We start from the raw sequence: 20,928 nt of genomic DNA, 5'->3' as shown, positions 1-20,928 counted from the left end.
TACTTTCAGTGCAGGCACGACTACCGTAAGTTATATTTTCACGGATGGAGCAGGCAATGCCGACACCTGTTTCTTTGATGTAACCGTTGTCGATAATACTCCACCAACCTTTACTTGTAATGATATTACAGTTGAGTTGGATGAAAGTGATCAATACTCAGTTACTGAGGACGATATTGCATTAATTGTTACTGATCTGGAAGATAATTGCTCTGGCATTGACGGGGAAATATCTATCTCTCTCGACACCGAGGTATTCACATGTGCAACTCTTGGAGCGCAAACAGTGACAGTAACAGTTTCAGATGAAGCAGGAAATACAGCAACATGTGATGTGACAATCACTGTAGTTGATACCATTCCTCCAACAATTACTTGTTCTGGAGACGTCACAGCTACTATTCAATCTAACGGAACTTGCACGGGCATTGTTAGTGTTCCTTCACCAACAGTTTCAGATAACTGTGGAGTCGCCTCAGTAATAAACGACTTTAACAGTTCATCAAATGCAAGTGGAAATTATCCTGCGGGAGAAACGGTTGTAATATGGACGGTGACTGATAATAGTGGAAATACAGAAACTTGTACGCAAACAATTAACGTGATCGCCGAACCTCAGGCGATCAATGATAGCCGATCTACTCCGGAAGATGCTCCAATTACAATTTCAGTATTAGCAAACGATTTGGATTGTGATGATAATTTGGTGAATAGTTCGTTGGAAATCACCTCAGATCCAACGAATGGAGTTGTGGTTGTCAATTCAAATGGAACAGTAGAATATACACCAGGTACCAACTATAATGGATCAGATCAATTTACCTATCAGATATGTGATGCCGATGGTCAATGCGATGAGGCAACTGTTACAATCAATGTGACACCTTTAAACGATCCACCTGTAGCAGTTGATGATTTGAATAACACATTCGTCAATCAGGAAACAACAGGTAAAGTAATGACCAATGATTATGATATTGATGGAAACTCATTGTCAACCACGTTGCAGTCTGATCCTTCAAACGGAACCTTGGTATTCAATACAGATGGAACTTATTCTTATACACCAAACGCTGGTTATCTTGGGGAAGATGTTTTCACTTACCTGCTAAGCGACGGGCAAGGTGGAACCGACATGGCGAGTGTATATATTACTGTAATTAGCGATCATTCAACTGCTAATCAACCACCGGTTGCCAATGAAGATGCCTATGTTACTAAAGAAAATGTGATTGTGACGGGTAATATGCTGGAGAATGATTATGATCCGGATGGAAATCCATTGGTATTTAATAGGGAGTTAGTAGCACAGCCAGCAGTTGGAACAATTCAGGTATTTGTAGATGGTTCATTTGAATATATTCCAGAAGATGGATTTACCGGACAAGTTAACTTTACTTATGAGGTGTGTGATGATCTTAGCCCTGCGATGTGTAATACCGCAGATGTCATTATCATTATAGATCCGAATGCGAATGATAATATCACAGTTGCTGTTGACGATGGATTCTTCACAAAGGTGAATAGTAAATTAATAAGAGATGTCTCGGCGAACGACTTTGACCCTGAGGGCGATAATACAACCTATAGTTTGAAGGATGCTGCACTGCATGGAACAGTATCTTTAAATGCGGATGGGTTCTTTACTTATACACCAAACGCCGATTACATTGGTCCAGACCAGTTTTCTTATCGAGTTTGCGATGATGGAAATCCTTCGGCTTGCGACAACGCCACAGTGTATGTTAACGTTTCAGAAGTTAACCATGCACCAAATGCAGTTGATGATTGGTTTAACCGTGAAGATGAAGCCGCAAATGTGTTGGACAATGATAGCGATCCCGATGGTGATGAGCTGGTTTTGAATACAACTCCGGTTGTTGATGTAACTAATGGAAGTTTGGTTATAAACTCTGACGGAACTTATATCTATACACCGGATGAATTCTATTTTGGATTAGACTCGTTTACCTATGAGGTATGCGACAACGCACTGGTTCCATTATGTGATCAGGCAACTGTAGTTATTTTCCTTGATACAGATAAAGATGGAGCTGCCGATGTTATCGATATCGATGATGATAATGATGGTATCCTTGATGTTGATGAAGGAGACCAAACGGTAGATACGGATAATGACGGAATACCTGACAGCTTGGATATTGATTCGGACAACGATGGAATTACCGATAATGAGGAAAGTCAGGATGAAAATAATTACATCGCTCCAATAGGAACTGACAGCGATGGCGATGGTTGGGATGATGCCTATGATGATGATTCTGGCGGTACGCCAATTGTGATTGTTGATTCCGATGATGATGGTTCCGCTGACTTTGTTGATACGGATTCTGATAATGATGGAATCGATGATGCAACTGAAGGGCATGATGCAAATCATGACGGTGTTGCCGATCTAGTGCCAGCAGGAACAGATAGTGATGGTGATGGATTGGATGACGCTTATGATACAGTTGCTATCGGCGACGATCCGGTAGCAAACGTAACAGGCTCAAACGCACCGACCGACAATTCAGATGGTGATCAGGTTTCAGATTACCGGGATACTGATTCGGATAATGATGGGCTGACCGATGCTGAAGAAGTTGCACAAAGCAATGATCCGGATAATGACGGGTTGGCTAACTATCTGGATATTGATTCGGATGGCGATGGAATTACCGATAACCAGGAAAGCCAACCGGAAGGAGCTTACGTTCCTCCAACAGGTCAAGATACCGATGGTGATGGTATCGATGATGCCTACGATCCAGACAGCGGAGGAACACCTATCGCATCAATCGATTCCGATGACGATGGTGATCCGGATTATTTGGATGAAGATTCAGACAATGATTCGATCCCGGATAGTGTTGAAGCACATGATGCCGATGGTGATGGAGTTGCTGATACAAGCCCAACTGGGACAGACAGTGATGGTGATGGACTGGACGATGCCTATGATACGACAAATGATTTTAATGATCCGTTAAACGTGATAGGAGCGAATACTTCAAGTCCTAACTCTGATAATGATATTTTATCGGATTGGAGAGATATTGATGATGATAACGATGGAATATTAACATCAGATGAAGTCAATAATTCTTCGGATAACGATAATGATGGTGTTATCGATTACTTGGATATTGATTCTGATAATGATGGTATTGTTGACAATTTTGAAGGACAAAATAATTTGACCAGCTTGGTTTCACCAACAGGAATTGATTCAGATGGAGACGGATTGGATGATGCCTATGATCCAGACACCGGAGGAACTCCAATTGGATTTACAGATACTGATGGCGATGGAATTAAGGATTACTTGGATGAAGATAGTGATAATGACCATGTGCCAGATTATGTAGAAGCTCAGGATACTGATAAAAATGGTCAACCGGATATTGCTTATACAGATTCTGATTCAGACGGCGACGGACTCGATGATTCTAACGACAACGTTGCCGGTACGGGGAATGCAGGCAATTCGGTCGGAACTAATGTACCTCTTCAGGATAGTGATGGTGATGGCACACCAGATTGGAGGGACACTGATGACGATAATGATGGAATTGAAACCTCGTTGAACGAAGACGATAATGGCGACGGTGATCCAACCAACGATGACTGTAATTATAATGGTATCCCGAATTATCTGGATGAAGAATCCTGTGATTTATTAATCCCCAACGGATTCTCTCCAAACGGTGATGGTATTAATGATTACTTCCGGGTGAGAGGAATCTACCAATATCCAAATGCAAACATTGAAATCTATAACAGGTGGGGTACGAAAGTCTTTGAAAAAGAAAACTTCGGAAATATTCCTATATATGGCGATCCGGATGCTTGGTGGGATGGACGTGCAAATGTAGGAGGAAGTTCAAACTCTGAGATCTTACCTTCGGGAACTTATTTTGTGGTTTTGATATTGGATGGTTCAACCATACACAAAGGAATCGTTTATATTAACCGATAAAATGCACTGACATGAAGATGATGAAAAATATATCAAAATACGTTTTAAGCTTACTGTTGTTAGTATCTTCAGTTACTGCATCGTTTGGTCAGCAAGATCCAATGTATAGTCAATACATGTTTAATATTCAGGCCTACAACCCCGCTTATGCAGGAACATGGGAAAGCCTTGGTTTGATGACTCTTGGTCGTCAGCAATGGACCGGCTTTGAAGATGGACCTCACACGTACACGTTTACTGCTCAGGCTCCGTTAAGAGGCAAAAATGTAGGCTTAGGCTTATCAATCATGAGTGATGATTTAGGATTTGAAAAACGATTTGCTGTTTTTACAGACTATTCTTTCAAGTTAAAAATGAGTGATGAAGTTTCTTTGAGACTGGGATTAAAGGCAGGTTTTACCAATTACGAGAATAACTTATACGATTATACGCTGTATTTTCCCGGAGGTGGTGGAGATCCCGCTTTTGAAGGCGTAATTGATAAAAAGTTTATGCCTAATTTTGGTGTCGGTGCATTCTTATATGCTGATAATTTTTATCTCGGTTTTTCCATCCCCAAAATTCTACAAAATGATTTTGAAACAGGAGTGGAAAATTATGATACCAATTATGAATTGAGGCATATGACCCTGATTGGAGGATACGTTTTCGAAATGAGTGATATGGTCAAATTTAAACCATCATTTGCATCCAGATATGTAGCTGGAACAGCAATTGTTGCTGATGTAAATGCTAGTTTTTTGTTTAACGACAAGTTTTGGCTTGGAGCGATGTACCGAAGTGCGGGAGCATTTGGGTTTAATACTCAGTTTATTATTAACCGAAAACTACGACTAGGTTACGCCATCGATTTCAATACAACGAATATTAGTTCGTATGGTAAGGAAACGCATGAGGTTATGATATCCTATGAATTGAATTTTGTGAAAACCCGTTACACATCACCACGTTATTTCTAACAATAGAAAAATCCTAATGATATGAAAAAAAGATACATTCAGATATTTATATTCATCTTGATTGCGTTTAGCGGGCATGCACAAAAAAGTCTTTTTGACGATGTTGATATGTCAATTGACACATTGCAAAATGTTAATACACCATACAGCGATTTTGGGCCTGCAATTATTGAAGATGAGTTAATCTTTTCTTCTTATACCGAAGAAGCCGGGAAGAAGTCAGACAAGAAAAATAAAGCCTTTTACGATCTTTTTTCTTCCGATTTGAACCTGATGGGTAATATTATTACTGATCGAAGGAAACTGACAACTATGATTTCGCAATATCATGAAGGACCATTAACCTTCTGCGAGAAAACCGGAGAGCTGTTTTTAACCCAATCAAATTGGGAAAACCCACAGGAGTTGAATATTGTTTTCAAAAAGAAAAATATTCGTTTGGGAATAGTCATTTACGAAAAGACTGCTTTAACCTGGCAGTTTAAAGAAAAGTTCCCCTACAATAGCAGCGAATACTCGGTGGCACATCCTACCATTAGCGAATCAGGTGACACCTTAATTTTTGTAAGCGATATGCCCGGAGGAATGGGGATGACTGATTTGTACTATTGCGTTCGCCAGGATACTGGTTGGTCAAAGCCAATTAATCTTGGGCCGAAGGTAAATACAGCAGGAAAAGAAATGTTTCCTTTTTTGAATAGCGATGGTAGCTTGGTGTTTTCATCGGATGGTCATGCAGGTGAGGGAAACCTGGATCTGTTTTACATCGACTTTCCAATTACCCAGTATAGTCAACGTTCAACCTTCACAAATAATATAAATTCATCTGCTGACGATTTTGGATTGGTGATTCACCCCAATCAACGTTCCGGTTATTTTTCATCCAATCGTGAGGGTGGAGTTGGCGATGATGATATTTATTATCTGAAAATGGAAGATTACCGATTTAATATCATGACGCTTTCAAATTATACCAAACGTGCTTTAATTGGTGCGAATGTAAATATTATTGACGGGGATGGACAGGTTGCCGCAACCGGGCAGTCGGACAGCGATGGTAAAATGTTAGTTAAACTGGATGTCGATAAAAAATATACGTTAATTGCTTCTATTGATAATTATCTGGATCAGGTAGTTGATTTGGATTTGACCGATGAAGGAAATTTTGTTGATAAGAACTACAAGGTTTATCTGGATCCGGAATTTGTATTTCAAGGGCAAGTGGTCGATATCCTGGGGAATATTCCAATTCCTGATGCGATGTTAACAATTAATGACGGTACCGACATTGACACGATTTATGCCGATTATCAAGGTCAGTTTAAGCATAATATTGAGCCAGAAAAAGACTATAAAGTGAATGTAACGGCTTATAATTTCTTTGGAACTGATATCGATTTCAATACTGTTGGAATGAAACCGGGACTTATTGATTACCTGGTACAATTGTACTCACTGGATGCAGGAACTCGAATCGAGCTTGAAAACATCTACTACGACTTGGCAAAATGGAATATTCGTCCTGATGCGGCGCAGGAACTGGATAAGTTGGTTTCCGTACTGGAAGAATATCCTGACTTGCAAATTCGTTTAGAGTCGCATACTGACTCCCGTGGTGGAGATGAGTTTAACATGGAACTGTCCCGAAAACGTTCCAAATCAGCGTTTGATTATCTGATATCACGAGGAATTGATCCTAGCCGGGTTGAACACGTTGGATTTGGTGAATCTCAGTTAGTGAATAAATGTGACGATGGGGTAAGCTGCACGGAAGCGGAACACGCCGAAAACCGTCGTACAGTTGTTGAAATCCTGAAAGCTAAAGTTACACGAAGAAGTAAGGGGAATATCTTCTACTTCTAATCGAGGATTTTCTCTTAGCATGTTCTAATATATTGGTTGTTGAAAAAAGCGGGCTGAATTAACTTTCAGCCCGCTTTTTTTCGTTTTATGATTTACCGAAGAAAATAAGTGTACTTTTTTAAGAGAAAACTAATCTCAGGTCATAAAGCAAAAGAAAGTGCAAGTAAGACATTCATAAATTCAGTGTAAACAAATAGTGGGTTGATTTGCTTTTATTATTAATTAAGTTGAAAGCCAAATACAAAACACTTATTTTTGCCGTTTGATGAATTTGAATAAGGGAATATGAAGAGGAATTTGAGGCGAATAGTTTACACCGTATTTATAGTTGCATTAGTACTTGGTGGTTACCAGCTTTTGGAATCATCAGCTTATCCGGAACAAGCTCCAGAGCTAGTAAAAAGGCATTTTTACACTTCAGTAGAAGTGCCTGATTCATTAGTTTTTGCCGGCGAGGAGGTACCACTTGAATATTTCGACGTCTTTGAGAGTCTTGATCGGGAGTTGTTGGTCAATTCGTACTTTCACTCTCAAACACTTCGTTTTATAAAAATGGCTCCGCGTTTCTTTGCCATCATCGAACCAATTTTAAAACAGGACAGTATCCCTTCTGATTTTAAATATCTGGCCCTGGCTGAGAGTGGTTTTGATCCACGTGCTGTTTCACCGGCAGGGGCAGTTGGTTTTTGGCAGTTTATGAAAGGAACTGCCCGCGATTATGGCTTGGAAGTGAGTGGCGAAATCGATGAGCGCTATAATATTGAAAAATCGACTCACGCGGCATGTGCATACCTGCATGAATCATACGAAAAGTATGGCAGTTGGACGATGGTTGCAGCTACCTACAATGCCGGGCGAAACTTTATTGCATCCCAAATTGAGCGGCAACAAGAGACCAATTATTACGACTTGCTATTGGGAGAAGAAACCAGCCGATATGTTTTCCGAATTTTGGCACTCAAATTGGTGATGGAGAATCCTCGTAAGTATGGGTTTGATATTCCGGAAGATGAATTTTACCCCTTGTGGGAAACCAAAACGATAAAAATTTCGGAGCCGGTTTCCAATTTTGCTGATTTTGCCCAGGAGCATAATACCAACTACAAAATTCTGAAAATGTTGAATCCGTGGTTGCGCGAAGCTTACCTAACGAACAATGCGAGTAAAACTTACGAGATTAAACTTCCGGCAGAGGGGTTTAGGTTATTAAGAAAACAAGAAAATGCAGAAAACTGATACAGCAGTTCTTGATGAAGAGCTGATTGAAAATGAAGAAAAGGTAGTTGTGCACGGTGCACGGGTGCATAATCTTCAAAATATAAATGTGGAGATTCCACGAAACCAATTGACGGTAATTACCGGCTTGAGTGGTAGTGGAAAATCGTCATTGGCATTCGACACAATTTATGCAGAAGGGCAACGTCGTTATATTGAAACGTTTTCGGCTTATGCACGCTCTTTTCTGGGAAATATGGAGCGTCCGGATGTCGATAAAATTACGGGTTTGAGCCCGGTGATTTCCATCGAGCAAAAAACCACCAATAAAAATCCCCGATCAACCGTTGGAACGGTTACTGAGATTTATGATTTTCTGCGATTGCTTTATGCCAGAGCAGGAGAGGCATTTTCCTACGAGACGGGAGAAAAGATGGTGAAATACACCGATGATCAAATCTTAAAGCTGATTCAGGAAAAATTCGCAGACCAACGTATTTTGGTGATGGCTCCAATTGTTCGTGGCCGAAAAGGTCATTATCGAGAGCTGTTTGAGCAGTTTCGGAGAAAGGGATTTTTATATGCCCGAATTGATGGAGAAGTGAAGGAGTTGGTTCCTAACATGAAAGTGGATCGTTATAAGAATCACTTCATTGAAATTGTGATCGATCGCTTGGAAGTGGAAGCGGGAAGTCTAAAGCGATTGAAAGAATCGTTGCAAACGGCTATGAAACAGAGCCATGGGATTACCTTGGTTATGGAACACGATTCGGATAATATGAAGTATTATAGTCGGCAATTAATGTGTCCGTCTACCGGAATATCGTATGCTGAGCCGGCACCCCATAATTTTTCATTCAACTCACCACAAGGAGCTTGCCCGAGATGCAATGGCCTGGGGCAGGTCGCTGAAATTGATCTGGAAAAAATTATTCCGGATCCGGGAAAGAGCATTTCCAAAGGTGGAATTGCACCTCTTGGAACTCAGAAAAACACCTTGATATTTTGGCAGATTGAAGCTTTAGGCGAAAAATACGGATTCGACTTAAAAACACCTATAAAGGATATTCCTGAAGATGGATTGAGTGTCGTGCTGAATGGAACGAATGAACGCATTCAGTTGAAAAATTCGCCTCTCGGAAGTTCGGTCAATTACATGATGACTTACGAAGGGGTGATTAAATACATCGATAGTCAGCGCGATGAAAATCCATCAAAAAAGGCGAAGAAATGGGCAAACCAGTTTGTAAAAGAACGGACTTGTCCCGAGTGCAACGGACAACGGTTGAAAAAGGAGTCGCTTCACTTTAAGATTGATGATTTCAATATTTCGGAAGTCGCCAAAATGGATGTTTCTGAATTGAGCAAATGGCTGATTGATTTGGAAGATCGATTGACTGAGCGTCAACGTAAAATTGGAACGGAAGTTATTAAGGAAATTCGTGACCGGGTTAGTTTTTTAATTGATGTAGGCTTGGAATATTTGTCACTTGATCGGACGTCGAGAACCTTGTCAGGAGGAGAATCGCAGCGTATTCGTCTCGCAACACAAATTGGCTCGCAATTGGTTAATGTGCTTTATATTTTGGATGAACCAAGTATTGGCTTGCATCATCGCGACAATATTCGCCTCATACACTCCCTGCAAAAATTACGCGATACCGGTAATTCGGTCATTGTGGTCGAGCACGATAAAGATATGATGCTTTCGGCGGATTATATTGTGGACATGGGTCCTTATGCCGGTCGTCATGGTGGCGAAGTTGTAGCAGCAGGAACTCCGGAATTCATGCTGAAACAGCATACACTTACTTCAAAATACCTGACTGGTGAACATCAAATTGCAATTCCCGAAATTAGAAGACCCGGAAATGGAAAGTCAATTAAATTGAAAGGATGTAGCGGGAATAACTTAAAAGGAGTCAATGCTGATTTTCCGTTGGGAAAACTGATTTGTGTGACAGGGGTGTCAGGGAGCGGTAAGTCAAGCTTGATTAACGGAACCTTACAACCCATTTTAAGCCAGTATTTTTACAAATCGGTTAAAGATCCGTTGGAATACAAAAAAATTGAAGGACTGGATAATATTGATAAAGTTGTTCAGGTCGATCAGTCTCCACTTGGGCGCACTCCGCGGTCAAATCCGGTGACTTATACCGGCGTTTTTTCTGATATCCGCGCACTGTTTGCCCAATTACCAGAGGCGAAAATAAGAGGATACAAACCGGGTCGGTTTTCATTCAATGTAAAAGGCGGTCGTTGCGAAGATTGCCAGGGGGGTGGATTGAAACTCATCGAGATGAATTTTCTGCCTGATGTTTATGTGCATTGTGATACCTGCAACGGTAAACGTTATAACCGCGAAACCCTTGAGGTTCGTTTCAAAGGAAAATCAATTGGTGATGTGCTCGACATGACCATCAATCAGGGGGTTGAGTTTTTTGAAAGCATCCCTTCTATTGTTCACAAATTGAAAATGTTGCAGGAAGTTGGCTTAGGGTATATTACATTGGGCCAATCGTCTACAACCTTGTCGGGCGGCGAATCGCAGCGGGTAAAGTTAGCATCTGAGCTTGCCAAAAAGGACACGGGCAAAACCTTGTATATTTTGGATGAGCCAACAACAGGGTTACATTTTGAAGATATTCGTGTTTTGCTGGAAGTGCTCAATAAACTTGTCGATCGTGGTAATACGGTAATTGTAATTGAGCACAACCTGGATGTGATTAAAGTTGCAGATCACGTCATTGATCTTGGGCCGGAAGGTGGAAAGGGAGGCGGAAAGCTGCTTTGCGCGGGAACTCCGGAGGAAGTAGCAAAAATCAAAAAGTCTCATACTGCCAGGTATCTGAAAAAAGAGTTAGCTTTATCGTCAGAATAACTTATTTCAAATAGCAGGCTAAAGAAATTACAAGATCAATTGTTTTATTGGTGAATGATCAAACGATTGATTTTGACTTTGATAATCATGAAAACAGTTGAAATCTATTGCGAGAATAATCAGGTAACAAAAGCTTACCCATTAGGAACTACTCTCGATCAAATAAAAGAAGATCTGCAAATTGATCTTAAAAATCCCGTTTGCGGAGCGTTAGTCAATCACAAAGTTAAGGAATTGTCCTTTTCAGTTGTTAAAGCTAAGCGCATTCGTTTTATCGATTATTCGCATCCGGACGGACGCCGCTTGTATACCCGATCTTTATTATTCCTGGTTTATGTGGCTGTTCGGGAGACTTTTCCACAGGTGAAGTTGAAAATTATGAATGGCATTTCTCAAGGGTATTATTGTGAATTGGTCGGGCTGGAAAGACAAATTACCGATTCTGATATTTTTGAGTTGAAGAATGAAATGCATCAGTGGGTTAAGCAAAATATTCCGTTCGAGAAAAAAGGAATCCCAACGAACGAAGCGGTCGATATTCTTATACAACAGGGAATGGAGGAAAAAGCTCGTTTGTTTGAGCAACAGGGTACACTGTTTTCTTATTTGTACTTCATCAATGGCTATGCCAATTATTTTTACGGGCATCATGTGCCGTCAACCGGTTATTTAACTAATTTCGGATTAGTTCCTTATTTTGACGGTCTTTTGGTTCAAATTCCACAGCCCGATGATTTCGACAATCTCTATCCGGTCGTCAAGCAGGATAAACTCTTCGATGTTTTTAAAGAGCATAAAAGGCGAGTCAGTATTTTAGATGTTCCCGATTTGGGAAAATTGAATGAGTACACCGCAATGGGGAAAAGCGGAGACATTATTAAAATTTCGGAGGCTTTACATGAAAAACAGATTGCGGAAATTGCGAACCAAGTTGACGCTTTGCGAGATGAGGTGAAAATCATCCTTATTGCAGGTCCGTCAGCCTCCGGTAAAACAACATTTAGTAAACGATTGGCTGTTCAATTGGCTGTTAATGGGTTGGTTCCGCACATGATTTCGTTGGATGACTATTTTGTTGACCGGGAAAAAACACCTTTGGATGAGCATGGTGAATATGATTTTGAATCACTGGAAGCGATTGATATCGGTTTTTTCAATAAGCAGCTGGTGCAGCTTTTTAATGGAGAGGAAGTGGATTTACCGAAATTCAATTTTGCAATTGGCAAACGGGTTAAGGCGGGTAAAAAACTGAAATTGGGAGAAGGTCACCTGCTGATTGTTGAAGGAATTCACGGTAACAATCCCGGACTTACTCCACATATCGTCCCAAAACAAAGCTTTAAAATCTTCTTGTCAGCGCTGACCCAGGTTTCATTTGACGATCATAATCACATTTCAACAACCGACAATCGCTTAATTCGAAGAATGATCCGGGACAGTTTATATCGCGGCTATTCGGCAGCAGAAACCATAAAACGCTGGCCGAGTGTTAAACAAGGCGAAGAGAAAAATATTTTCCCGTATCAGGGCAATGCTGATGTAATGTTTAATTCGGCCTTGGTATATGAGTTGGCTGTTTTGAAAAAGTATGCAGAACCGCTCTTGAAAAATGTACCGGAAAATCAAGTTGAATATTGCGAGGCCAATCGATTATTGAAATTTTTCAGCTACATCAAAAGTATCGATGATCTTGAGATTCCGCCAACTTCGCTTATTCGGGAATTTTTAGGAGGCAGTAGCTTTCTGTACTAAATGAATAAGTGGCAACTAGAAATTACGACTGATAATTCGTGGAAACAAGAACGTTTGAATCACTCCACGACTCAGCATAAACAGCATCATGGCCAGCCAAAGAGCATGGTTCCCGATGATTGGCTGTAGCAGGAAGTAGGAGGGAAGAAACACCAATATACTTGCTCCAATCATGCTGTTTCGCATTTCTTTCGAAGCCGTGGCTCCAATGTAAACGCCATCCCAAATAAAGGAGGCGAAAGAAACGATAGGAGTGATGACCACCCATAATTTGAAATTCAATGCTGTTTCAATGATACTCTGTTGATTGGTGAGCACGCTTAAGACGATTCGGTTGGCAAACAAGTAAAATACTCCAAAAGCAAGTGCTAATATACTTCCCCAATAAAAAAGCAAACGGGTAACTTTAAGAAACTGGCTTCGGTTTTTTTCACCAACAAAACGTCCGGTAATTGCTTCGCCGGCATAGGCAAAGCCATCAATAAAAAAGGCGAAGAACAATAAAAATTGAATCAGAATGGAATTGACAGCCAGGATGTGGTCGTTGATTCCGGCTGATTTCGAAGTAAAAAAGGTAAATACAAAAATGACACAAAAAGTACGGATAAAAATATCGGTGTTTACCTGGAAGAAACTTTTTAAGTTAGTCGGATTGATGATGGATTGCCAGTTCCAGTGAATCGTGAGATGTCGGTAGCTCTTGAAAAGAAATATCAGTCCAACAACAACTCCAAGATATTGAGCTAGAACAGTTCCCAGTGCTACTCCTGCCGAATTCATGTGCAACGATTTCACAAAGAAAAAGCTTAATCCGATGTTGAAAACGTTTGCAGCAATTGACGTAATCATGGGGAATTTCGCATTCTGCATTCCCAAAAACCAACCATTTAGAACGTAAAGGCCGAGTGTGGCAGGTGCAGCCCAAATCCGAATTCTGAAATATTCACGAGCCAGCGATTCTACCTCCTGACTTCCGTTAATCAATTTAAAACTGATCCATTCAATGGGAAATTGCAGTACGATGATGACAACACTAATCAAGGTGGAAATTAGCATGGCTCGCGAAAGAATATGAAAACTCTCTCCTTCATTTTTTTCGCCGTAAGCTTGAGCCGTAAATCCGCTGGTTCCCATTCGCAGGAAGCTAAAGCCCCAGTAAATAAAATTGAAAATGACCGTTCCGAGTGATACAGCCCCAATAAAAACCGCTGAATCCAAATGCCCCATTAATGCGATATCCACCAATCCTAATAAGGGAATGGTCACATTGCTGATAATATTGGGAATGGCTAAACGGAGTATTTCTCGATTCACGGTATTTTTTTCGCAAAGAAACTAAAATAATCACTGAATGCCGAACCAGCGTGCCTTAAAGCTATTGATTACTCCTATTAGCAATCAATAAAATCAATAAAAAATGAATTAATACGATTTGGATTGAAACAATTTTGCCCTTAGATTTGTATTAAAGATAAACGAATCTTAAAATCATATAAAACGATAACAGATTATGTCATTTGAATTACCAAAATTAAGTTACGCATACGACGCTTTAGAACCATACATTGATGCACAGACTATGGAGATTCACCATAGCAAGCATCATGCAGCATACACCAGCAAGTTAAACGGTGCTATTGAAGGTTCGGGGCTCGAAGGAAAATCGATAGAAGAATTGTTAGCCAACGTGTCTAACCATTCTACAGCAGTTAGAAATAACGGTGGTGGTTTTTACAACCACAATTTATATTGGGAAATTATGGCACCCGGTGGTGCTTCCCAGCCAGAAGGAGATTTATTAAAAGCTATAAACGACTCGTTAGGGTCTGTTGATAAATTTAAAGAAGCTTTTGCCAATGCAGCTGCAACCCGATTTGGTTCAGGTTGGGCTTGGTTGGTAAAGCAGGGTGATAGTTTGGTTGTTTCATCAACACCCAATCAGGATAATCCGTTAATGGATGTCGCTGATGTAAAAGGGACTCCAATTCTTGGAATTGACGTTTGGGAACATGCTTATTATTTAAAGTATCAGAACAAACGACCCGATTACATTGATGCTTTTTGGAAAGTCATTAATTGGGATGAAGTAGCCAAACGGTTTAAAGGTTAGTTGATTTTTGGTTTTTTTCCCCGAAGCAGAGGCTTCGGGGTTTTTATTGCCTTTTTTTATCTGTAAAACATAATATTAAGAGGCGAACTTCTGAATACTTCAGCTGTTTTTTATTATAGATTTCAAAAAAGCTTACTTCTAAACTTTTGACTATGAATATTAAAGAGCTTACTATTTACACTTCTCAATTACAGACCCAAAAAGAGTTTTATTGCGAGACTCTAAAATTACCGCTGCTCAACGAAAGCGGTACCTCTTTTTCATTGGCGGTGGGAACTTCAATTCTGATATTAAAATACCGCGAGAACGTTACTCCTTACCATATTGCAATCAATATTCCATCGTATCAAGATCCGGAAGCGTTGGCTTGGTTGCGAAAGCGAATTCCGGTAATAAAGCATGAGGGAAAGGGGCTGGTTGATTTTGTCAATTGGAACGCCCGAGCTATCTACTTTTACGATGCCGACCAAAATATCATTGAACTGATTGCGCGTAAAAGTTTAAGCATCCAAAGTCTCGATACTTTTGACCATCATGCTTTTTTGAGTATCAGCGAAGTTGGAATGCCAACATCGAATATTGAAAAGTGTTACCGACAAATTCAGCAGCTAGGAAATTTCCCAATTTATGATGGTGATTTTAACCGATTTTGCGCAGTGGGAGACGAAAATGGCTTGTTTATTCTGATCGATAAAAACACAAAGAAATGGTTTCCTACCGACGATGATGCTTTTTCTTCAGCGTTCGAAATTAAGTTTGAAAACGATGGTGAATCGATTGCGTTTCAGTTTTTGAACGAAGAGGTTAAGCCAATTCCAGTATCGTAATTTCGGGTAATATTCCCAAACGCCCCTGATAGCCAATGAAGCCAAATCCGCGGTTAACGTACAGATATTGATTCTCTTGCTGGTATAAACCTGCCCATTGCTTGTACATGTATTGAACCGGGCTCCATTTCAATCCGGGGATTTCGATCCCAAACTGCATGCCGTGCGTGTGTCCACTCAAGGTCAGATTAATGTCTCGGTATTTTTCTCGAACCTGCGCCTCCCAGTGCGATGGATCATGACTCATGAGAATCTTCAATTGAACTTCAGATTCTTCCAGTCCCTGCATGGCACGATCTAAATCGCCATATTGCGTAAAACCCTTGGCTCCCCAATTTTCTACCCCAATTAATGCCAGTTTTTGGTCTCCTTTAGTTAAAATCAAATGCTCATCAAGTAAAAGCCGCCATCCCATTTCGGCATGGTGCTGTTTCAATTGTTTTAGGTTTTCTTGCTTCGCTTCTTCTGATGGCCATTTATGGTAATCACCGTAATCGTGGTTTCCCAAAATCGAATAGACACCCATTGGGGCTTCAAGTTTTTTAAAGATGTCGAGGTAAGGTTTTATTTCCTCTGCTTTATCATTCACCAAATCGCCGGTAAATAAAATCAGGTCAGGTTTTTCACGCATAATGGTTGCTACTCCTTCGGCTACAGCCTCCGGATCATCGAAACTGCCTGAATGAATGTCCGAAATCTGCGCAATTTTCAACCCTTTTAATGATTCAGGTAAATTATCGATGGAAACGTTTTTTCGTCTGATTTTATAGCTGTAACGGTTTGTCATGCCATACGCCAATCCTGCGGTAAGTGCTCCTCCAAGGAGCAGAGCTGTTTGAGCAATGAATGTAAATCGGCTGATGAATCGCTCACCACTTGTTGCTTCCGGTGATGCCGACCGAAACGAAGTCAGGTACTTAAACAGGTTTGGGACAGCAATCAGAATGTCGCCCAGAAACATGATGACAGCCATCAGTACCTGGCCTAAGAAAACACCAATAAAAATGTTTACGACATATTTCATGCTTGTTGAAGGCCAACTTGTTTTAGCCCAGTGTGGAAACGCATACAAACTCCACACTGCTCCTAAAGCAAGTACAAAGTAAAATCCGAAAAGTACCCAGGCCCAAGATCCTGATGTGTTTTTCAGAACGGTTTTAATGGCTGTAAAAGCATAATATTCGACTGCAAGAACAAACAGTCCGAAAAATAAGAGTTGTTTACTAATCATTGTTTTCTGTTTTCAATTTTAAGCGCTCTTTATACAAACACTTTGCGCCCGATTAAGGTTTTCGTCCGTTGAATAGAGAGCCGGAGTTCCGATGATTTTGTGTGATTCGTTGCTGCAAATGCGACTTTCTTGCTATTTTTGAAGACTATCATGTTAGAACTTCGCAGCATATTAAATGAACGTTTCCCCTTTTTTTCCAACGAATTGTTGGGCGAAATTGAGCAAAAAGGATTTGTTCAGGAAATCAAAATCGGTGAACAGCTGATTCGGGAAGGTCAGTTCATAAAATCGTTCCCTTTGGTTTTAGAAGGGAGTCTGCGGGTTATTCGCCACGATGATGAAGCTCGTGAGTTACTACTCTATTTTTTAAACCCGGGAGAGGCTTGCAGTATGGCATTAACCTGCTGCATGGGGCAGCAGCAAAGTAATATCAGCGCATTGGCCGAGCAGGATAGTTTGATTGTTCGCATTCCGGTTGAGCTGTTGGATGAATGGATGATTCATTATCCGGAGTGGAAATCATACATGATGTACGCCTACCGCAAGCGGTTCGATGAATTGCTCGATACCATCGATGCCATTGCTTTTATGGATTTGGATCAGCGTTTGGAACGTTTTTTTAAAGCACGATTTCAAGCGACAGGAGAAAAGCTGTTTCATGGCAAACATCAGGATATTGCCTATCAATTGAACACTTCACGCGAAGTCATTTCGCGCCTGCTTAAAAAAATGGAGCAAAATGGCATGGTGAAACTTAGTCGCAATAAAGTGGACTTTTCCAATTTGAGCTCCCTCAATTCATAAAATCTAACTAAAGTTGTATTTAAAATTGAAGCTGTGTGACCTGGGTCACTTGGAAAAACTATTCTGAATTGTTTTTTTGTACTATGGAAAAAGTGAAAGAGTTTATTCTGAAATATAAGTGGCGATTAGTTGGCGTTTTTATTGGTGGTATAGCCGGATACCTGTATTGGTATTATATTGGTTGCACATCGGGAACGTGTCCGATTCAATCGAATTGGCATACTAGTTCCTTGTATGGCGGACTGATGGGCTATTTGGTTAGTGACTTGAAAAAGAAACCGAAAAAATCAGAAGAACATGGAGAAGTTTAATCAAATTATTCAAGGAGAAACACCTGTTTTGATTGATTTTTCAGCTGAATGGTGCGGCCCTTGCAAAATGATGGCTCCCATTTTGAAACAGGTAAAAGAACAACTGGGTAACCAGGTTCGGATTCTTAAAATTGATGTGGATCGGAATCAGGAAATTGCGATGAAGTACCAAATACGCAACGTTCCCACCATGATGATTTTTCAAAACGGACAGCAAAAATGGACGGGGAGTGGAGTCATGCAGGCTGATCAGTTGTCATCGGTCATTCGGTCAGTTGTAAAGGTAATTTAGCATCTCAAGTCATCCATAACTCGTTTCAGGATCTTAATAAAATAAGGAAAAGGTAACACGAGTAGGCCCTGAACCAAATTCAGGGTGACAGGCGTTTTTTCACAGGCTTTTTGGGGAAAGCCGAAGCTGAGAACTATACAAAAAGAGGGAAGAAAAAAACAGGAACAATCCAAAGTTCCTGTTTTTATTTTAATCTTGTTTCGCTGTAAAAAGCCAAACTTCCTTCGTTCTATAGAGGAAACTTAGGTGCATTTTGTGCAATGGCAGAGGTGACGTGTAATTATTTTATCCGGTGAAAATACCTTGTCAGTTCTTTGTTTTTGATTAGCGTGTTAATCCGGACTGTGTCAAACCCTCCTTCTATGACAAATTCATTTCCCTGGTATTGATAAAACTCAAGAAAAGGGTCTTTGTCAATTATTAAGCTAAACATGCTGTCGATACTAAAAGGAAGCTTCTGTTTCATATATTCCTCTTTGGTAACAGACAGGATCGCTGAATTAACCCCCAACGTCCCGTTTAAATAATAACCATCGGCCAGTTTCTCGGGCCACCTAAGTTGAACATCAGGTGGCCCATAAAAAGACGTGATCCGCGTTTTATCTTTGGAAAGCTCTATGGTAACTTTGTCCGAATAATCCTCCTTCGTTTTGTATACCCATATTGTATCATCTTCACTACCAGACCACCAGCAGGATTGCATGGTAAATAATAAAAAGATGACTGATGAGATCCGAATTTTATTTTTCATATTTATTGAATAACGAGTTTCTCCGAAAAGATTTTTTCTTTTGTTGTTACTTTGATATAGTAAATTCCTGCAGCTAATTTAATCGTATTGAATTCTTCATTTAACGAAGAAAGATTATTTTTATTGTAAACCTTGTGCCCTCCAGTATCATAAATTTCAATTTTCCAAGTATTTTGATAATTTGTTCGAATAGAGAAACATCCTTCGCTGGGGTTGGGATACACATCGAAAACACATTCTTCATCAAGCTCAAATTCCTCGGTGTCTGTTAACACTCCCTGTGAAATTGATATTGACTTTTTACCTGCTGAGAATATGTTATAGGAGTCGCTTAATAGCTCACCGCAATTATTCCTAAAGGTGATCTTAGCAATGTAGTAACCAGCGACGTATGCTCCTGTTCCATCCCAGACATCTAAAGGGGTTTGATCAATTGTGCCAGCACTCTGAAAAACCAATTGAGCCGCCGCAGTGTAAACCTCAAATTCAAATGTGTTTGCATTGTGGGGCTCGAAACTAAGAATGCCATTAGAATAATTTGCATCATCAATAGAAATTCCGCAATCATCACTAAAATCATTTTGGGTAGTCATTGCTTTAAAGTTTCCTCCATTTTGTATACTGAAGCCTGGTTTTAACACAATAGCATCTCCTGCAAAAAGATTAAGGCTTCCGCTGTTAGTTACGTTAAGGGACTTTCCATTGGCAGGCAACGAAACTGAACTCCTAGCTTCAATATTTCTTGTGTCAGAAACGGAGTTGTAAGTAACATCATTTACACTTGACGCAATATTGGAAAGAGAAGGGGAAATTCCTATGATTGCTTGTTGATTTTCATTGTATTCGTGATTACCTGGATTTAAATCATTAAAATATTGATAAGAAGTATTATAGGAATTTCCAGGATAACCCCATCCAAAATTAAAATGAAAGTAATCTGCATATGTTGGATGATATCCATCACAAACAAACATATGTTTCTCATCATTTAAGTCTGATTTATCACCTCGAATTAGAACTGGCCGTCCTGCATCTATTTCAGCTCTAATTAGATCATTCCAAACATTCCCGTAAGGGTAGTGTGTCCGTACTATCTTCGCGGTACCTTTATAACCTAGATAATCATGAAAACCGTCATTAACATTATTTGTTGTTGCCCAGGAGAAATCAGTTAGAATAGATGTATAATTCATCTTTGCAGCCTTGCCGCAATCTCTCAAAAGCTTTGCTACTTCATCACCTGAATCAATATCTGTCGAATTTCTAAGTTCTGGTGGCATAATTTTCCAATCATACGTGTTATATTCCGAAAAGTTTGGATACTGCCAATACCACATGATTTGGCCCATTGCAACCGCAGCACATCCTACTGGTTTCTTATCATCACAGTCAGTATCATCGATATCTCCCGAAAGCGAGAATTTATTGTATGTTGGGGAACAGCCCCCATCATTGTTTTCTTCTTGGAACCATTTTACATGACCTCTTGTTGTGTTTAATAAATATGTGCCTGGAGAGTAGGATTTTAGGCTTAATTTTGCTCCTTTTAATAGCTCATTCCATTTACTTTTCGCCTTTTCACTAGGGGTAGTAATTTTTTTAGCTTTCTTAATTTGATTTTTATATCCATTTAGCAAATATTCAAATGACTCAGTGAATTGAGATGATTCACTAATAGATCCTTCATAAGAAAAACCCAAAACAGGAATTGTAGACTCTGTCCCTGATATAATAGCCCATCCACCTTCTGTAAAATTGATAATATAAAACATAATGTCTCCATTATCTTTTACTTCATAAGAATCCATGATAGAGGTAGAAAAGGTAGGGTTCGAAGATTTCATAAAGCCTTGTGCAACTACCTGTGCCGTTTGTTTATTAACATCACTAGCAACAGAGTAGAGGCCAAAACCGATGAGAAATATTAAACAAATGTATATTCTTCTCATT

The 20,928-nt window shown here is 40.0% G+C and carries 15 protein-coding genes; 11 read left to right on the top strand and 4 right to left on the bottom strand.

Features of this window, described 5'->3' with window-relative positions; translation table 11 throughout:
- From ACTB00_RS16395 to ACTB00_RS16370, 6 genes are all read left to right on the top strand, one after another.
- Window positions 1-3,982: Ig-like domain-containing protein (locus ACTB00_RS16395; RefSeq protein WP_463300991.1), on the top strand; the 3,982-nt coding region annotated here is incomplete at its 5' end.
- An 11-nt stretch (window positions 3,983-3,993) separates the two neighbouring features.
- Window positions 3,994-4,941: a PorP/SprF family type IX secretion system membrane protein gene (locus ACTB00_RS16390; RefSeq protein WP_463300990.1), complete on the top strand. Its 948-nt coding sequence runs from the start codon at window positions 3,994-3,996 to the stop codon at window positions 4,939-4,941.
- A 21-nt stretch (window positions 4,942-4,962) separates the two neighbouring features.
- Window positions 4,963-6,804, top strand: a complete 1,842-nt coding sequence (locus tag ACTB00_RS16385; RefSeq protein WP_463300989.1) for an OmpA family protein — start codon at window positions 4,963-4,965, stop codon at window positions 6,802-6,804.
- Between the two features lie 285 nt (window positions 6,805-7,089).
- Window positions 7,090-8,040 carry a lytic transglycosylase domain-containing protein gene (locus ACTB00_RS16380; protein WP_463300988.1) on the top strand — a complete coding sequence of 317 codons (951 nt, stop codon included), beginning with the start codon at window positions 7,090-7,092 and terminating at the stop codon, window positions 8,038-8,040.
- Entirely contained in the window at window positions 8,027-10,900 is a 2,874-nt protein-coding gene (uvrA, locus tag ACTB00_RS16375) for an excinuclease ABC subunit UvrA (protein ID WP_463300987.1), read from the top strand. The genes ACTB00_RS16380 and uvrA overlap by 14 nt, the downstream gene beginning before the upstream one ends.
- 87 nt (window positions 10,901-10,987) lie before the next feature.
- Window positions 10,988-12,652, top strand: coding sequence for a uridine kinase family protein (locus ACTB00_RS16370; protein ID WP_463300986.1), 1,665 nt, complete (start codon window positions 10,988-10,990; stop codon window positions 12,650-12,652).
- 15 nt (window positions 12,653-12,667) lie between these two features.
- On the opposite strand, the gene ACTB00_RS16365 is transcribed toward ACTB00_RS16370, so the two are convergent.
- A complete protein-coding gene (locus tag ACTB00_RS16365) occupies window positions 12,668-13,966 on the bottom strand; it encodes an MATE family efflux transporter (RefSeq protein WP_463300985.1) in 1,299 nt (432 codons plus the stop codon).
- Between the two features lie 196 nt (window positions 13,967-14,162).
- Here ACTB00_RS16365 and ACTB00_RS16360 point away from each other — a divergent pair, with 196 nt between their 5' ends.
- Both ACTB00_RS16360 and ACTB00_RS16355 read left to right on the top strand, forming a co-directional pair.
- Complete coding sequence (locus tag ACTB00_RS16360; protein ID WP_463300984.1) at window positions 14,163-14,762, top strand: superoxide dismutase; 600 nt, start codon at window positions 14,163-14,165, stop codon at window positions 14,760-14,762.
- A gap of 152 nt (window positions 14,763-14,914) precedes the next feature.
- The gene (locus ACTB00_RS16355; RefSeq protein ID WP_463300983.1) at window positions 14,915-15,589 is read left to right on the top strand and encodes a VOC family protein; all 675 of its coding nucleotides are present in this window, start codon (window positions 14,915-14,917) and stop codon (window positions 15,587-15,589) included.
- Here the strand turns inward: ACTB00_RS16355 and ACTB00_RS16350 are convergent.
- A complete protein-coding gene (locus ACTB00_RS16350) occupies window positions 15,567-16,820 on the bottom strand; it encodes a metallophosphoesterase (protein WP_463300982.1) in 1,254 nt (417 codons plus the stop codon). The two genes, ACTB00_RS16355 and ACTB00_RS16350, sit on opposite strands and share 23 nt — an antisense overlap.
- A gap of 150 nt (window positions 16,821-16,970) precedes the next feature.
- On the opposite strand from ACTB00_RS16350, the gene ACTB00_RS16345 reads away from it, so the two are divergent.
- From ACTB00_RS16345 to trxA, 3 genes are all read left to right on the top strand, one after another.
- The gene (locus ACTB00_RS16345) at window positions 16,971-17,624 is read left to right on the top strand and encodes a Crp/Fnr family transcriptional regulator (RefSeq protein ID WP_463300981.1); all 654 of its coding nucleotides are present in this window, start codon (window positions 16,971-16,973) and stop codon (window positions 17,622-17,624) included.
- Window positions 17,625-17,707: 83 nt separating this feature from the next.
- Complete coding sequence (locus ACTB00_RS16340; RefSeq protein WP_463300980.1) at window positions 17,708-17,935, top strand: DUF6132 family protein; 228 nt, start codon at window positions 17,708-17,710, stop codon at window positions 17,933-17,935.
- Complete coding sequence (gene trxA, locus ACTB00_RS16335; RefSeq protein WP_463300979.1) at window positions 17,922-18,227, top strand: thioredoxin; 306 nt, start codon at window positions 17,922-17,924, stop codon at window positions 18,225-18,227. The genes ACTB00_RS16340 and trxA overlap by 14 nt, the downstream gene beginning before the upstream one ends.
- A gap of 280 nt (window positions 18,228-18,507) precedes the next feature.
- On the opposite strand, the gene ACTB00_RS16330 is transcribed toward trxA, so the two are convergent.
- On the bottom strand, window positions 18,508-18,978 hold the full coding sequence (locus ACTB00_RS16330; protein ID WP_463300978.1) for a hypothetical protein: 471 nt from the start codon (window positions 18,976-18,978) through the stop codon (window positions 18,508-18,510).
- 2 nt (window positions 18,979-18,980) lie between these two features.
- Window positions 18,981-20,927 carry a thiol protease/hemagglutinin PrtT gene (locus tag ACTB00_RS16325; RefSeq protein ID WP_463300977.1) on the bottom strand — a complete coding sequence of 649 codons (1,947 nt, stop codon included), beginning with the start codon at window positions 20,925-20,927 and terminating at the stop codon, window positions 18,981-18,983.
- Window position 20,928 lies beyond the last annotated feature (1 nt).

Source organism: Sunxiuqinia sp., assembly GCF_055140945.1.
The sequence above is the reverse complement of the archived record's forward strand: the minus strand, read 5'-3'. Positions and strand labels throughout refer to the sequence as shown.

What these genes read in the sequence shown, in the direction of transcription:
- ACTB00_RS16345 (WP_463300981.1), top strand. Translation starts at nt 16,971, where the DNA reads ATGTTAGAACTTCGCAGCATATTAAATGAACGTTTCCCCTTTTTTTCC.
- ACTB00_RS16380 (WP_463300988.1), top strand. Translation starts at nt 7,090, where the DNA reads ATGAAGAGGAATTTGAGGCGAATAGTTTACACCGTATTTATAGTTGCA.
- ACTB00_RS16385 (WP_463300989.1), top strand. Translation starts at nt 4,963, where the DNA reads ATGAAAAAAAGATACATTCAGATATTTATATTCATCTTGATTGCGTTT.
- ACTB00_RS16340 (WP_463300980.1), top strand. Translation starts at nt 17,708, where the DNA reads ATGGAAAAAGTGAAAGAGTTTATTCTGAAATATAAGTGGCGATTAGTT.
- uvrA (WP_463300987.1), top strand. Translation starts at nt 8,027, where the DNA reads ATGCAGAAAACTGATACAGCAGTTCTTGATGAAGAGCTGATTGAAAAT.
- trxA (WP_463300979.1), top strand. Translation starts at nt 17,922, where the DNA reads ATGGAGAAGTTTAATCAAATTATTCAAGGAGAAACACCTGTTTTGATT.
- ACTB00_RS16330 (WP_463300978.1), bottom strand. Translation starts at nt 18,978, where the DNA reads ATGAAAAATAAAATTCGGATCTCATCAGTCATCTTTTTATTATTTACC.
- ACTB00_RS16355 (WP_463300983.1), top strand. Translation starts at nt 14,915, where the DNA reads ATGAATATTAAAGAGCTTACTATTTACACTTCTCAATTACAGACCCAA.
- ACTB00_RS16350 (WP_463300982.1), bottom strand. Translation starts at nt 16,820, where the DNA reads ATGATTAGTAAACAACTCTTATTTTTCGGACTGTTTGTTCTTGCAGTC.
- ACTB00_RS16360 (WP_463300984.1), top strand. Translation starts at nt 14,163, where the DNA reads ATGTCATTTGAATTACCAAAATTAAGTTACGCATACGACGCTTTAGAA.
- ACTB00_RS16325 (WP_463300977.1), bottom strand. Translation starts at nt 20,927, where the DNA reads ATGAGAAGAATATACATTTGTTTAATATTTCTCATCGGTTTTGGCCTC.
- ACTB00_RS16370 (WP_463300986.1), top strand. Translation starts at nt 10,988, where the DNA reads ATGAAAACAGTTGAAATCTATTGCGAGAATAATCAGGTAACAAAAGCT.
- ACTB00_RS16390 (WP_463300990.1), top strand. Translation starts at nt 3,994, where the DNA reads ATGAAGATGATGAAAAATATATCAAAATACGTTTTAAGCTTACTGTTG.